Annotated in this window: 15 protein-coding genes; 10 read left to right on the forward strand and 5 right to left on the reverse strand. The window is 61.6% G+C overall.

Features of this window, described 5'->3' with window-relative positions; genetic code table 11:
* Positions 1–747: 747 nt before the first annotated feature.
* A complete protein-coding gene (locus tag AWB76_RS28435) occupies positions 748–1719 on the reverse strand; it encodes a ParB/RepB/Spo0J family partition protein (protein ID WP_061163463.1) in 972 nt (323 codons plus the stop codon).
* Positions 1716–2924, reverse strand: a complete 1209-nt coding sequence (locus AWB76_RS28440; RefSeq protein ID WP_074171430.1) for a ParA family protein — start codon at positions 2922–2924, stop codon at positions 1716–1718. Before AWB76_RS28440 ends, AWB76_RS28435 begins: the two co-directional genes overlap by 4 nt.
* 781 nt (positions 2925–3705) lie before the next feature.
* Between AWB76_RS28440 and AWB76_RS28445 the strand changes: the two genes are divergently transcribed.
* Entirely contained in the window at positions 3706–5085 is a 1380-nt protein-coding gene (locus AWB76_RS28445; RefSeq protein WP_061163465.1) for a replication initiation protein, read from the forward strand.
* Between the two features lie 129 nt (positions 5086–5214).
* Here AWB76_RS28445 and AWB76_RS28450 read toward each other — a convergent pair whose 3' ends face one another.
* Positions 5215–6432: an FAD-dependent monooxygenase gene (locus AWB76_RS28450; protein WP_061163466.1), complete on the reverse strand. Its 1218-nt coding sequence runs from the start codon at positions 6430–6432 to the stop codon at positions 5215–5217.
* 97 nt (positions 6433–6529) lie between these two features.
* Here AWB76_RS28450 and AWB76_RS28455 point away from each other — a divergent pair, with 97 nt between their 5' ends.
* Together AWB76_RS28455 and AWB76_RS28460 are read left to right on the forward strand one after the other, a co-directional pair.
* Positions 6530–7489: a LysR family transcriptional regulator gene (locus AWB76_RS28455; protein WP_061163467.1), complete on the forward strand. Its 960-nt coding sequence runs from the start codon at positions 6530–6532 to the stop codon at positions 7487–7489.
* Between the two features lie 33 nt (positions 7490–7522).
* On the forward strand, positions 7523–8167 hold the full coding sequence (locus tag AWB76_RS28460; RefSeq protein ID WP_061163468.1) for a DsbA family oxidoreductase: 645 nt from the start codon (positions 7523–7525) through the stop codon (positions 8165–8167).
* 22 nt (positions 8168–8189) lie between these two features.
* On the opposite strand, the gene AWB76_RS28465 is transcribed toward AWB76_RS28460, so the two are convergent.
* Positions 8190–8645, reverse strand: a complete 456-nt coding sequence (locus AWB76_RS28465; RefSeq protein WP_061163469.1) for a YaiI/YqxD family protein — start codon at positions 8643–8645, stop codon at positions 8190–8192.
* A 157-nt stretch (positions 8646–8802) separates the two neighbouring features.
* On the opposite strand from AWB76_RS28465, the gene AWB76_RS28470 reads away from it, so the two are divergent.
* The 7 genes from AWB76_RS28470 to AWB76_RS41720 all read left to right on the forward strand — a co-directional run bounded on the left by AWB76_RS28470 (position 8803) and on the right by AWB76_RS41720 (position 13354).
* A complete protein-coding gene (locus AWB76_RS28470) occupies positions 8803–9066 on the forward strand; it encodes a DUF4148 domain-containing protein (RefSeq protein ID WP_096031362.1) in 264 nt (87 codons plus the stop codon).
* Positions 9067–9363: 297 nt separating this feature from the next.
* Positions 9364–10209, forward strand: coding sequence for an ABC transporter substrate-binding protein (locus AWB76_RS28475; protein WP_061163471.1), 846 nt, complete (start codon positions 9364–9366; stop codon positions 10207–10209).
* A gap of 54 nt (positions 10210–10263) precedes the next feature.
* Positions 10264–10980, forward strand: coding sequence for an amino acid ABC transporter permease (locus AWB76_RS28480; protein ID WP_061163472.1), 717 nt, complete (start codon positions 10264–10266; stop codon positions 10978–10980).
* A 21-nt stretch (positions 10981–11001) separates the two neighbouring features.
* Positions 11002–11646: an amino acid ABC transporter permease gene (locus AWB76_RS28485; protein WP_061163473.1), complete on the forward strand. Its 645-nt coding sequence runs from the start codon at positions 11002–11004 to the stop codon at positions 11644–11646.
* The gene (locus tag AWB76_RS28490; protein WP_061163474.1) at positions 11643–12395 is read left to right on the forward strand and encodes an amino acid ABC transporter ATP-binding protein; all 753 of its coding nucleotides are present in this window, start codon (positions 11643–11645) and stop codon (positions 12393–12395) included. Before AWB76_RS28485 ends, AWB76_RS28490 begins: the two co-directional genes overlap by 4 nt.
* An 18-nt stretch (positions 12396–12413) precedes the next feature.
* A complete protein-coding gene (locus AWB76_RS28495) occupies positions 12414–13163 on the forward strand; it encodes an IclR family transcriptional regulator (RefSeq protein WP_061163475.1) in 750 nt (249 codons plus the stop codon).
* Positions 13164–13183: 20 nt separating this feature from the next.
* A complete protein-coding gene (locus tag AWB76_RS41720; RefSeq protein WP_167357793.1) occupies positions 13184–13354 on the forward strand; it encodes a hypothetical protein in 171 nt (56 codons plus the stop codon).
* On the opposite strand, the gene AWB76_RS28500 is transcribed toward AWB76_RS41720, so the two are convergent.
* Positions 13351–14823 (reverse strand): efflux transporter outer membrane subunit, encoded by a 1473-nt coding sequence (locus AWB76_RS28500; RefSeq protein ID WP_061163476.1) that lies wholly within the window; start codon positions 14821–14823, stop codon positions 13351–13353. The genes AWB76_RS41720 and AWB76_RS28500 overlap by 4 nt on opposite strands.
* Positions 14824–14825: the final 2 nt, after the last annotated feature.

Below are 14825 nucleotides of genomic sequence, written 5' to 3' on the forward strand. Positions count from 1 at the left end.
CTCGAAACGATATTAAAAACGGCCGTGAGCCCTGTATTTGCTGGGCTAGAGGCAAACTAGACCTGCGATCTCAATTGTTTCACGGAGGCCGTGCTCGCAAGGGAAGGGATACTGTTCGGCACGTGAGAATGAATTCCTATCGTCTCTGACCGCGCCGCTTTTCGCCTCCCCTATCAGCGTGCGTTGCCACGCTCAATCGTTAGCGGCGACCTGTCGCCGATCGCACGCTCTGCCGACGGCGTGTTCTCTTGCACGATGTGACCAAGTCTTCGGATCGCGTCTCTTCGAATTCACGCGACAACCGAGCGCTATTGAACCTCTCGACACGTTTCGCGCTCGTTTCCAAAAAGTGCGATGCTTTCTAGGCGCGCGTCCGGTTTCGCATGCTCCGAGGGTTAAGGACACGCAGGGCTCTAGTTGGGATTGACTGGCTCCTCGCTTTCACGACACAGACGTCCGCGCCGCGTTGTCGCGTCCGAATACGGTGAGAAGCCGTTTCCCGTGATGACGCAGGCGACTTGATCTCGCTGGTTTTCCCGCTGAATGCGGGTGTCGATCTTGATGTGCGTGACTCAAAGATCCCGTGTCCCAAGTCGGGACACTCGTCGATCGGCTTTCGAAACCTTGATCGAGGTAGATGCCGCGCCGCGCGTGTCCCAAGTTGAGACACTCACGGCGGGAAGAGGACAAAAGACGTTTAGCTACCGGGCGCTTCGATCAAACGCCGAATTTCGTTTGCCGCAGAACTCAACCGTTGTCAGCAAACAAATGCGTGACCAGTTCCCGAATCTGCCGCTCTTTCTCCTCCGTCAGCAGTCTGGCCTTGATTTTGACGGTTAGCCCCATCGAATCCTTCGTGATCGAACCCGCCTGAGATCCGCCCGCGAAAATCTTATCGATGCTGCGATCGCTTACGCTCGGAGCCGATTTGCGCTCGTCATCCAGCGCTTGTTTGATCGCCTTGCCAAATTTCGACTGTTCCAGATCGCCCGCGACAACTCGCGCCCAAAGCCCCTTCGCAATTTCGAACGCGGCTCCGTTTCGTCCGCGAAGCACCGAGACGACGTTTTCAGCCGCCGTCGCGCCCAACAATCGCGGTTGTACGTCAAGATCCTGCACGACGAAATCGGGCAATTCGCCAAACGACAAGTATCGATACAACTCCGAACGCGAAATTCCCAAAGCTTCGGCCATGCGCTTACGGTTCGGAAACTCCTTTTCTGTCCGTCGAATCGACCGCGAAATCTCGTAGTCGCACAAATCCTCGCGCGCCACGTTCTCCACGAGCGCAAGCATTGCCATTTCTTCATCGGACAGATCGACGACCAGAACCTTGATCGATTCCTTTCCGATCATCTTGTGAGCGCGCCAACGACGCTCGCCCGCCACAATCTGGTATCCCGCACCGACGCGTCGCACGACGATCGGCTGCACCAGCCCCGCTTCGCGAATCGATTCCGCCAGTTGAACGAGCTTCGCGTCGTTGAAAACCTGACGAGGCTGCCACGGATTCGGCGTGATTTCCGAAACCGGCGCTTCGGACCCGGGCCCCGCCTTTTCAAGTTGCGCGATACGCTGCTGCGCCGACGCCAGCGCTGCAGCCATGCCGGGCGCAGTGCGCGGACTTGTCGCTTTCTCTTGTTGCGGATCGAGCTGAATGTCTTTTGCCGCACGAACTTCGGCGGTCTTGCTCATCATGCGGTCACGAAGGCTGCTCATTGTCCGGCCCTCCATTGCTCGACATATTGGTCGTCGATCCATTTGCAGTAATCGACCATAGGCTGCTTCACGCGAGCCAAGGTCTTCGCCACCGTCTCTGCGCGCGAAAGGTCGAACACTGTAGAGAACGCCAGCGCACCGTTGCTCATGACTGAACTAGCCGGAATCTCGGTAGTGTGCAGCCAGTCGCCATAGGCCCGCTGAGACCACGAGCGCACGACCGGTGCCGACGATGTGCTTCCGTAGTCCACCCGCGAAAGAAGCACCGAAACGAAGTCGTAGGTTTTATCGACTTCGTGCTCGACGAAACCGTTGGCAACCTCGGCGAACAGCGACCAGAACGACACCGACGAGATAAAGTCGAGACTCTCCGGAACGAGCGGCATGACCATTGAGTCGGCTGCCATCAGTCCGTTGAGCGTCATATAAGAGAGCGACGGCGCCGTATCGAGAATGATGTAGTCATACTGCGCGCGCAACGGCTCGATCCCCTTGCGCAGCACCGACCAGAACTCGAAATTCGCGTTGGTCTTCTGGGCCGTCGGCAAATGGAATTCGGCGTCGTGCAGATAGTTGTGTGCCGGAATCACATCGAGACCGTCCCAGTAGGTACTCTGGACTTTTGACTCAAGACCCCCCTCGATATCCGGATCGTAGATATAAGGCAGGACGGTATCCTCCCAAGTCACATCTTTCTCCGCGTACAGCCCGCACAATTCAGAGAGCGATGCTTGCGGATCGAGATCGATCATCAGCACTTTTCGGCCACGCAGACTCAATCCCTGGCCGATGCACATCGATGTGGTCGTCTTGCACGAACCGCCCTTGAAGTTCGCCGTGATCAACACGCGACCGCGATGCTCACGCGTGCCGGTGACCAGCGGCGTCTGATAGATGTCGGAGACTTGCTGAACCCACGTCCGCGCATCCTTCAAGGAGAAAATGCGAGCGCGTCCGGTGCCATGCGTTTCGCCCGGCGGCAGCTCGGTCCCTTCCTTGGTCGCGAGATAGTTGATTTTTTGCCGATCGATCCCGCACATATCGGATAGCTCGCCTATGGTAAACACGGGAGCCGTTTTCCTCGGCCGGGGTGCCAATATCTGATCGCGCAGCTCGTTCGTCATGACTGACAAACGCTCTGCAAACTCTCCAAGATTGGAGAGCTTCACCCTTCGATTAATCCCTGGCAGTTCACTCAAATTCATTCGGGCGTTTTCCTTTAAATGCACGGTGAGGCGTTTTCTTCACGCTCAGCGATGTTTCTACGGTTTTGGTTTAAGTCGCTATCGAACCGTAGAATACTCGCCGCAGTGATGAATGGCTATTGGAAATGATTGAAATTTGAAGCAGGAATACCGAGCAGATCAATAAGTCTTATTTTTCATGCGCTTAGAGACGTATCCGCATATCGGCAACGGGCGTTTACCGTCCGCGGGCGGCAAGTAATCACCGCACTGCATTCCGCATCGCCCGGTGATCGAACACAAAACACCTCACCACTGCGCGCGTCTCGATCGACGCTTGGCTGTATCGTCCGTCAAACAATCACAATTCGTCTCACCCTCCGATGCGGCCTATCTCGGAAATGCATCCGCAGCGCGAGTAGCGGCAGGGCCAGTGGATTCGTATCTGACGTGTCGGCCGGTTTGTTCGTTTTATTTGTAAACCTAAGACCTACCACCACCAACAGTAAACACCGATACGCGTTGAATCAACGGCTTAGGCACGTAAGGTGAGGTTAACTGTGCCTGAAGTGATGTTGATTGAGCGCAAAAGTGCCGTGTTTACCCCGCGATGGTGAGATCAATTAGCAGCGATGGTGAGGTGTCTGGGCGCCAATGGTGAGGGAAATTGTGAAGCCCGTCGGCAAAGGTGAGGTTTACTGTGCATCCTTCGGTGGAAGGTGAGGTGACTTGTGTTGACAGCTCACCTTGCAGACGTTAACGTACCGCCCGAAGAGAAACCATTGCCGAACGCGGAGGGCGAATGACGACAGCAGGGCAGGTGGCCACGTCCAGACAACTGGCGCTGGCGTTGTTCGACGATGCCAACGCCCAAGGCTTGCCCGTCGAAGCTGCCCGCTCGGACGTCGGTTTTTCGCGCAAGAACGTTCTGATCCGCATCGTCGATCTTGGCGTGGCGGCTCGCCGGCTTATCGACGCGGCGTATTTCATCGTCGCGCAGGAAGAGACGATCCACGACCTGTACGACGTCGAACTGGACTACTTCAAGTGGCTGATGCGCTACTCGAGCCGCAACAACGCGCACCTCGAGCAGGTGATCACGGAGGCACAGAGAGCGCTCATTCAGGCGACTGCCGAAGCCGACGCCGACGGCTCCAAGCCCTTTGGATCGGTGCAACTGATCGGACGCATCTCCTACGTGGGCGGGCGCTTTCAATTCCGCGTCCCGCCGGATCTCATCGGCATCATTCGCGGCCCGGGCAAATCGCACTGGCTAAGCCTGCGCATCACCTCGCTCTTCACGCTCAGTTACGCGCGCGTGATGTACGACCATCTGCTTCCCTATGCGGCCGATGGTGTCACCGACTGGTTTACGCTCGACGAGTTGCGCGCGTGGCAGGGAACGATGGGCGCCAAGGCGCAGGAATTCAAATACTTCAAGCGGGACTGGCTCGCACCGGCAGTGGACCAGATCAACGACGTCTCGGATCTTTCCCTGTCGTACGAGACGCGCAACGAACCCGGATCACGCAAGATCGGGCGGATGCGATTTCGGGTCGAGCGAAAGGAAATGGCCGAGCGTCTGCTGCATACGCACGAGCACGCGCAGTCGCTCTATCAGACGCTGAAGCAGGAAATCGGTCTGTCCAGCGCGCAGTTCAGCCAGATCGCGTCCGACAGGGAAACCTACACCGACGAACGCCTCGAACAGGCTATCGAGCGTACGCGCTTCAGCCTGAAGCTCGGCAAGGTATCGAAGAGTCCGGCGGGCTTTTTCATGAAGGCGCTGAAGGAAGGCTGGATCGTCTCGGACGCCGAGCGTCAGATGGTGCAGATTCAGCAAAGCCTCGCGCTGACCGATCAACGCGAGACCGAAGCGAAGGAGCAGGCCGAGACGCGTCGGGCGCTGCAGGTCGCGGCGCAGGACGTGAATGCGCAGAACCGTATCGTCGATGAAGTTCGTCGCGGCTGGGAAGTGTACGAAGCCGCAACGCCACGGCAACGCGAGGACTGGCGGCGCACCTACAAGACGAGTCCGGCCGGGAAGCTGACACTGCGCAGGCTGGGTATCGATCCGACGGGCGAGCTCGTCGAGGCCATCATCCAGAAATATCCCGATCTCAGAGACGGATTCTCGGGATACGTATTCAACAAGATGCGGACCGTGAAGGGCAGAAGCTGATTTAGACGATCGCAACTAACGGTCTTAGAAAGCTGCGCCTTGTTGCTGGCGTGAAAAACCAATGTGCCGGCGCTTCGACGGCTTGGCGTTCAAGTCCTTGCCGCAAGCGCCGGCACATGCCTGTTCAGATCAAAGCCACGTCCCGCCCTGACGCTCGTTCGGCTCCTGTTCGAGCGCGTCGAAATCGTGAATCCAGTCGAGGTGACGCATCAGGCTGTCGCGCCCTTGAAGTCGTGCGTTGCGCGCCTGCGCCTCGGGACCATCCGGCAGATGCAGCACGTCCGCCGTGGTGATCGATGCATATTGCACCTTGCGCGTACGGCCCCGGCGGAGCCGCTCGTAAGCCTCTTGCGCCTCGCGCCAGCGCCCGGCGCCGGCCTTCGCCAGTTGCGCGGCGAGCACCACGGCGTCTTCGATCGACTGATTGGCGCCCTGGCCATGATGCGGCACGAGCGCGTGCGCGGCATCGCCGATGAGCGTCACGCGGCCCTTGCTCCAGCGCCCGAGCGGCGGCCGATGAAACAGGCCCCAGCGCTGACTGATCGGCACCGCCGTGATCATCTGCACCACGGCCGGATGCCAGTCTCCGAACAGCCGCAACTGCTCGCCTTCGCTCGCGGGCGTGACCCAGTCGCGCGACGTCCACGGCGACGGATGACGCTCGACCAGCAGAAAATTCTGATCGCCTTCATCGCCGATCGGGTAGTGCAGCAGATGGCCCAGCGGACCGACCCAAAACTGGATGGCCTCGGGATCGGGCAACAGATCCGTGCGTGCGGCCGGCACCACGCCGCGAAAACCCGAGCAGCCGGAATACAGCGCATCGTCGTAGCCGAGCATCCAGCGCCGCGTGATCGAGCGCGCGCCATCGGCGCCGATGACCAGATCGGCATCGACTTGCCGGCCATTGGCGAAACTCAAGCTCACGCGATCCGGATGCTGCACGAGATCGACCAGCCGATGCCCCAGATTGATCCGTTCGACGCCGACCGCCTTCGACAGCACCGCCTGCAAATCCGCGCGATGCACGCCCCAATACGAACCGCTGAACTGCTCGCGATAGCTCGGCTCGCCGCGATGTTGCCCGATGACTTCGCCGCTGCGTCCATCGCGATAAATCAGCGCCGGAATTTCCGCGCACACCGCGTCGAAGGCCGAACGCAGGCCCATCCGCTCGTAGAAACGCGTCGCATTCGCCGACAACGCGACGGCCGCGCCGACTTCGCGAAGCTCATCGGTTTGTTCGAAAAGCTGCGCGTCGACACCGTGTTCGCGTAGCGCGAGTGCGAGCGTGAGCCCGCCGATTCCCGCGCCGACGATGGCAATCCTCAGATCCAGCTGTCCCATGATGCGTCTCCGTGTGTTTGAATCGGTGTGCTTATTCTCGGCATCGCACCTTCATTTCACAATAAAATGCCGTGAATCAACGTCATCACCAAAATCAATGGACCTCGGCGACATCGATCTCAATCTGCTGCTGCTGTTTCAGCGGTTGATGCAGGAGCGGCGCGTCTCGACCGTCGCCGAGCAGATGAACATGAGCCAGCCCGGCGTGAGCAACGCGCTCGCCAAGCTGCGCCGCAAACTCGGCGATCCGTTGTTCGTGCGCGGTCCGGGCGGCGTCGTGCCGACGCCGTTCGCATTGCGTCTCGCCGATCCGGTGGCGCAAGCGCTCGCGACGCTGCACGCCGCGCTCAATCCCGCGACCGGATTCGATCCGCTGCGCGCCACGGGCACGATGACGATCGGCATGACGGATATCGGCGAGGTGGTTTTTCTGCCCGCGCTGGTCGAACGGCTGGCGCGCGAGGCGCCCGGCATCGCGCTCAATACCGTTCGCGAAACGGGCGTCAATCTGAGCGACGAAATGGCCGATGGCCGCGTCGACCTCGCCATCGGCTTGCTGCCGCAACTCAAGGGCGGCTTTTATCAGCGCCGTCTCTTCGATCAGCGCTACGTGTGCCTCTTCAGGCGCGGCCACGCACTGGACGATGCGCCGCTCACGCTCGCGGCGTGGCGGGAAGCCGGGCATCTCGTCGTCGTGTCGGCTGGCACGGGACACGGACAGGTCGATGACTGGCTCAAGCGGCGCGGCGTCCAGCGTCGCGTGCGATTGACGGTGCCGCACTTCATGAGCGTCGGCTACATTCTGCAACGCACCGATCTGATCGCCACGGTGCCGGAACGGCTCGCTCTGCAACTGGCGCAACCGTTCTCGCTGAGCTTGCGCGCATTGCCTTCGACGTTGCCCGCCGCGCCGATCCATCTGCTGTGGCACGCGCGCGTTCAGCACGACGAAGGCAATCGCTGGCTGCGCGGCGTGGTGATCGACCTGTTCGCGGATGCCGCGAAGAACACGCGCGCAACGAAGGGCGCACGAGCGAACGACGACGATTTGCGATAGCCTGTCCCGTTCGATCCGATTCTCAACAAGCTTATGTCTCGCACTCTACAAATCGACTTCGTTTCCGACATCGCGTGCCCGTGGTGCGCTGTCGGCCTGTCATCGCTGCAGCGCGCGCTGGAACGTCTCGGCGACAGCGTCGATGCGCACATCACCCTGCATCCGTTCGAGCTGAATCCGGACATGGGTCCGCAAGGCGAGCGCATCGTCGATTATCTTGGCCGGAAATATGGCCGCACGCCCGAGCAGATCGAAGAGGCGCAAGCCATGATCCGCGAGCGCGGCGCGCGTGAAGGCTTCGCGTTCGGCGAACGCAACTGGGTCTACAACACGTTCGATGCGCATCGGCTGCTGCATTGGGCGCGCATCGAAGGCAAGCAACTGCCGCTCAAGCTCGCGTTGCTGCGCGCATATCACGGCGAGGGCAAGGACACGAGCGATCCCGAAGTGCTGATCGACGCGGCTCGAAGCGTCGGGCTCGATGTCGAGCAGGCGCGCACGGTGCTGGAAAGCGGCGCCTATGCCGACGAAGTGCGGGCGCAAGAGCGCGAGGTCCAGCAACTCGGCATTCAGTCCGTGCCCGCGATCATCTTCGACCAGAAGTATCTGTTGAGCGGCGGCCAGCCCTCCGAAGCATTCGAAGAAGCGATCCGGAAGATCATCGACGGTAACGCCTGAAGCATCCGCCCGCGCCTCGCGCTTAATTCGAGCCGGCGTGTTTCGCGAGGAACCGGTCGAGCTGCGCGGCGAAGTTCTTCCCGTCGCGCGGCGCGTAGGGCGGCGGCCCGCCCGTCTGAACGCCAGAGCTGCGCAGCTGATCCATCATCGCGCGGATCGACAGTCGTTCCTCGATATTCTCCACGCTCATCCATTCGCCACGAGGATCGAGCGCGAACGCGTCCTTTGCGATCACCGATGCAGCAAGCGGAATGTCCGCCGTGATGATGAGATCGCCGGCCTGCGTCATCTCGACGATGCGCGCATCGGCGACATCGAAGCCCGCGGGCACTTGAATCGCGCGTATCCACGGCGAGGGCGGCGTGCGCAGGAACTGATTCGCGACGAGCGTCACGTGCACCTTCATGCGTGTGCCCGCGCGAAAGAGGATATCCTTCACGACGGCGGGGCAGGCGTCGGCATCGACGATGATTTGCATCAACTGGCTTCCGATAGGTTGAGTCGTCGAAGGACTATCGCATGAGCGGACGACGCGGTGTCGACATGAACGCCTATACTTCCTCAACGCATGTCCTCAAGGCAAACGGAGAATCACCGTGAGAACGAAGCTAGCAGGCATTGCAGTGTCATTCTTCATGGGCGTCGCGGGCACGTGCGCCGCGTCGCTTTCCTATGCTCAGGATACCGGCTCGGCCGCGACCGGCGCGACGCAAGCAGCATCCATGACGAAGGCCGAGAAAAAAGCCGCGCGCCAGCAGGCGCGCGCAAAGAAGAACGCCGAGCTGAAGAAGCTCGAGGACGCGGGCTATAACCCGGCACGCGCCAACGACCCGAACTATCCCCAAGACTTGCAGAACGCTCAGAAGAAGGCGGGGATCGGAACGGGCGCCAGCCAGTAACGTTCGACGAAGCGCCCGGCTTCGCAAAAAATAAAAGTACAAGAGCCTGGACCGGACTTTCGTTCGGTCCCGCTGTGTGCTGGGCGTCGCATGCCATCAACGCGCATGTCGAGCGCCGCAATCTTTAATCGATCAAAAAAGCCTGCGCAATTAGGGTTCAGGCGGCTTGTGCTCGGATTTTTCTTATCCAACACTGCACTTCATTCCGATTAGCCAGATGCCTGTCCGATATACCGGACATCGCCGCTCAGTTCTGGAACCGGTTCCTCCTATTAATTGCTTCGAAAGGAAGTGCACATGAAATTCTCGAACATAGGCGCCAGAACTGTCTCGCTGCTCGTCATCGCCGGGGCGCTGGTCTTGTCGGCGTGTACCAAGGTTTCCACGCCAGCCGAGGGCGGCGGGGCTGCGGCCGCGGGTTCATCGACGCTTCAGGCGGTCTTGCAGCGCGGCACCCTGCGTGTCGGCGACTGCCTGACCTTTGCGCCGTTCGGCTTTTACGACAAGAACGGCCAGCCCGACGGCTACGACGTCGATCTCGCGAAAGAACTCGCGAAGCAGATGGGCGTGAAGCTCGAAGTCGTGAACACGACGAGCGCGAACCGCATTCCGAACCTCCAGACGAGCAAGGTCGACGTCGTGTTCTGCAACTTCACGCGCAATCTGGAGCGCGCGAAGGTCATCGAGTTCACGACGCCGTATGTCGTCGCGAGCGAGGCGCTGCTGGTGAAGAAGAGCAGCGGCATCAAGTCGGTGCAGGACATGGGAAACCGCACGATCGCGACCGTGAAAGGCTCGACCAATGGCGATGAAGTCCGCTCGCTGAACATCCCGATCAAGATCCAGGAATACGACAGCTCGCAGGCCGCGATTCTCGCCGTCAAGCAAGGTCAAGCCGACGCGATGATCGAAGACAACAACTTCCTCGCGTATCAGGCGACGCTCGATCCCGAACTGACGGTTACGAACGAAGCGCTCGTGCCGCTCGAATACAACGCGTTCGGCGTGAAGGCGGGCGATCAGGCGTGGCTCAACTATCTGAATCTGTTCCTCTTCAACATCAACGCGTCGAAGCTCAACGCCCAGCTCTACAAGAAGTGGTTCGGCACCGATCCGCATTTCCCGCTCAACCCGCAGTTCTGAGAGGAAGGACGTGATGTCGATATTGCATGAGATACGGACGATGCGGAGGCCGAGATGAGTTACGAGTGGCTAACGTTGTGGGGCTATGTCCCCGAGTTCTTGAAAGCCGGCTGGCTGACTCTGCAGGTGACGCTTCTTGCGTTCGTGTTGTCGCTGGTGCTCGGTCTGCTGGCGGCGCTCGCCAGCATGTCGCCGGTCGCCGCGATCCGGTTCATCGCGCGGGCGTATGTCGAAGTGATCCGCAACACGCCGGTTCTCCTGCAGATCTTCATCGTGTTCTTCGGTTTGCCGTCGGCGGGCATTTCGCTCGATGCGTACTGGGCCGGCGTGATCGCGCTCGGCCTGAACGTCGGCGCGTATCTGTCGGAGGTGTTTCGCGCGGGCATTCAGTCGGTGCCGCGCGGTCAGCTCGAAGCCGCGGGCATTCTCGGCCTCGAGCGCGGACAGATCTTCACCGAGATCGTATTGCCGCAGGCCGCGCGCGCGGTCTATCCGGCGATCGTCAACTATCTGATTCAACTGTTGCTCGGCACGTCGCTGTTGTCGGCGATCGCGCTGCCCGAACTCACCGGCACCGCGACCGTCATCAACTCGCGCACGCTGCTCTATATCCAGACGTTCGCGGTCGTGCTCGTCGCGTATCTGGTGTTGAGCAACGTGCTCTCGTGGATCGCGGGCCAGCTCGGCGCGCGCATGTTTCATCCGCCTCTGGTCGTCCGGCCGCGCGCTCGCTTCGGCGGCCTCGCGCTGCGCCGCGCCAATCGCGCCTGATGCCCGAACCGGAGCCGCATCATGTCCATTGAATTGCTGAGAACCAGTCTGTCGATCCTGCTGCAAGGTCTCGTGACGACGCTCTTGCTGTCCCTCGCGTCTATCGTCGGCGGCACGCTGATCGGATTGCTCGCCGCGGTGTTGCGATCGTTCGGGCCGTGGGGCACGGACCGCATCGCCCGGCTGTATACGGAGCTTTTTCGCGGCACGCCGGTACTGATCACGCTGATGTTCATCTACTTCGGCGTCTCGTACTTCGGCTATGCGATCGATGTCTTCGCCGCCGGCGTCATCGGCCTGAGCGTGTATCAGGGCGCGTATATCGCCGAAGTATTCCGCGCCGGCATCGAAGCGGTGCCGAAAGGCCAGTGGGAAGTCTCGCAGATTCTCGGTTTGTCGCGCACGCAGGCGTTCGCGTTCGTCGTGCTGCCGCAGACCGGGCGGATCGTGCTGCCGCCGCTCATCGGCCAATATCTGTCGCTCATCAAGGACACGTCGATCGTCAGCATGATCGGCATGTCGGAGCTGATGCACGGCGGCCAGGCGATCGTCGATCGCATCGGCAAGCCGGTGGAGATTTACGGACTCGTCGCACTCATCTATTTCGTCGTGTGCTTCCCGCTGTCGCAGTGGGTGCGCCACCATGACCGCAGGAGACTGTCGTGAGCAATCAAAGTCAGACCAGGCCCATCATTTCGCTCTCGGGCGTCAGCAAAGCATTCGGCGCGACGCGCGTGCTCAACGAGATCAATCTCGATGTGCGTTCGGGCGAAGTGCTCGTGCTGATCGGCGCGTCGGGTTCGGGCAAGAGCACGGTGCTGCGCATCATGGCAGGGCTCGAAACGACGGATTCCGGCGAAGTCTGGGTCAACGCAGTGCCGCTGCACGACCCGAAACGCGCACGCGATATTCGCGGTCACGTCGGCATGGTGTTCCAGCAGTTCAACCTTTTTCCGCACAAGACCGCGCTCGGCAACGTCACGCTCGCGCTCATCAAGGCGCGCAAGATGAGTCCCGCCGATGCCCGCGAACGCGCGATGGAAGTGCTCGATCGCGTCGGGCTCGCCGATCGCGCGGATCATTACCCGAGCCAGTTGTCGGGCGGACAGCAGCAGCGCGTCGCGATCGCGCGGGCGCTCGCGGTCGAGCCGGGCATCATGTTCTTCGATGAAGCGACGTCGGCGCTCGATCCCGAACTCGTCGGCGAAGTCACCGAAGTGATGCGCGGCCTCGCCCGCGACGGCATGACGATGGTCGTCGTCACGCACGAAATGGGTTTCGCGCGCAAGACGGCGGACCGCGTCGTCTTCATGGACAAGGGCGTGATCGCCGAGCAGGGCGAGCCGGAGCAGATTTTCGTCAATCCATCGAACGAGCGCACGCGGCAGTTCCTGCATCGCGTGCTCGACCACTGACGCTGACGGAGCACATGAATGGCTGTTACGGAATCGTCGCGCGCGAGGGGAGTCGACCGGGTCATTGCCATGTTCCGGCAATTGCATCTCGCGCAGCGCCCGATGTCGATGCGCGAGCTGATCGAAGCGACCGGCGCACCGCGTTCAAGCATCTACGAACTCGTCGCGATTCTCGCTGAAGTCGGCTGGCTGGAGACATCGGCGGATGGCAGCGTGTTCTTCGGACGCGAGATGCACTACTACGGCTCCGACTACGCCACGCACAACGATCTGATCAGCCGCGCGCATCAGTCGATACTCGCGCTCGTGCGCAAGTACGACGAAACCACGCAGTTGTGCATGCTCGAGGGCAACAAGTACACGGTGGTGCTGTCGGAGAACAGCGCGCGGCCTTTCAATATCAGTTCGGATATCGGCGTGCGCGTGCCGATTCCGTGGACCGCAACGGGCCGCCTGCTGCTCGGCCACCTGAACGCCGACGAAGTCCACGCGCTGATTCCGGACGACGACTTCACGCTCGACAACGGCGTGCGCATCGACTTCGATGAATTCATGCGCGACGTCCAGCTCGCGAAGAATCAGGGCTACTGCTGCACGGAAGGATTGTCGAACGCGTTCCGTCTTTGCATGGCCGCGCCCGTGCGCGACCGCGCGGGTTTGCCGATCGCGGCGCTGTGCTTCATGACGGGCCGCGACACTGATCCGCAGCGGCGCCAGGCGATGCTCGACGATCTCCTGCAATCGGCGAAGGCGCTGTCGCAGCGATAGCGGAGATCAGGCGAAGAAATATGACGACGCAAGCCGCAGACGACGATCCGCTTCAGCGGATCGCGCGACTCGAAGAGGAAAACACGGCGCTCAGGGAAGTGAACGACATCCTTCGCAAGGCGGTTGCGTATTACGCGCCGTTGTTCGAGCGGGAGATGACGTCGCCGCGGCCGTCGGCGGAAGAGGTTTAGGAAGCCCAGCCGAGTCCGAGACTTTTCTGCAGCGCGACGAAATCCTTCAGCAATTCGGCCTGCGCGGCCACCACATCCTGTTGCGCGGCGAATTGCGTGCGCTGCGCGTCGAGCAGGTCGATGAGCGTCGACACGCCCGCCGTGTAGCGCTGCCGCACGAGCGTAGCCGAGCGCTCCGCCGACGCCTGCACCTGCTGAAGCCGCACCACGTGCTCGCGCTGATTGCCGTAACGCGACAGCGATGAATTCGCGTCCTTCAGCGCGCCGAGCACGGTCTTTTCGTAGCGCGCTTCGGCTTCGTCGCGCGCGGCGCGGGCGGCATCGACGCTCGCCGCCGTGCGCCCGAAGTCGAAAAGATTCCATTGCAGATACGGCACGCCGACCCACGAGAAATTCTGCTTGCGCAGCAGATGACTCGGCTCCGACGCCGAGAAACCGATATCGCCGAGGAGCGTCACCTTCGGAAAATAGTCGGCGATATGCTCGCCGATCTGCGCATTGCTCGACGCGAGACGCCGTTCGGCGGCGCGGATGTCGGGACGCTGCTGGAGCATCGTCGCCGGATCGCCGATCGACACCGACGACGGCAGCACAGGCAACGGCGCGCGCGCGCCGAGTTCGGCATCGAGCGCGCCGGGTGCGCGGCCCGTCAGCACGGCGAGCTGATCGAGCGAATCGGTGATCTGCACCTGCAAGGGCACGAGCGTCGCGCGCGTCGTGTCGACCTGTGTGGTCAGCCGTTCGACATCGACTTGCGCCGCCGTGCCGCGCGCGCGCCGCTGCTCGGTGAGCGTCAGCATCTGCTGCTGATACTCGGCCGTGCGTTCGGCGAGCGCGAGACGTTCCTGCTGATCGCGCAAATCGATATACGCCGACGCCACTTCCGCCGCGAGCGACACTTGCGCGTCCGAGAGCTCGGCGTGCACGGCATCGGCTTCGTCGGAGGCGGCTTCGATCGCGCGTCGCGTGCCGCCGAAGAGGTCGATTTCCCACGAGGCATCGAAGCCGACGGTGTAGAAATCGACCGGGCCGCGTCCCGTGGACCCTGACGATCCCTGATCGCCCGACGACGAACCGAAAATCGACGTATCCGGCGAGCGCATGCGCAGCGCCGCCGCCGAGCCGGACACTTTCGGCAACTCGTTGGCCCGCTGTCCGCGCAGTTGCGAGCGCGACTGACGCAAGCGCGCCTGCGCCATTTTCAGGTCGGGATTGTGGGCGAACGCGGCGTCGATGAGCGCGTTCAGTTGCGGATCGTCGAGCGCCTGCCACCACGTCGCGGGCGCGTGCGTCGCGACGACGCCCTGCGCCGGCGTACGCACGAACGTGCCGCTCTTCGCAGCGTCGGGCGCGATGTCCGGCGCGCCGTGATAGTCGGGGCCGACCGTGCACGCGGCGAGCGCGAAAGCGGCGAGCGGAAGCAGGGCGGTCAGGCGGAGCGTGCGGGAGAACATCGTCGAAGGATTCATGA

The sequence above is a fragment of the Caballeronia temeraria genome (assembly GCF_001544795.2).
GTDB classification, from domain to species: Bacteria; Pseudomonadota; Gammaproteobacteria; order Burkholderiales; family Burkholderiaceae; genus Caballeronia; species Caballeronia temeraria.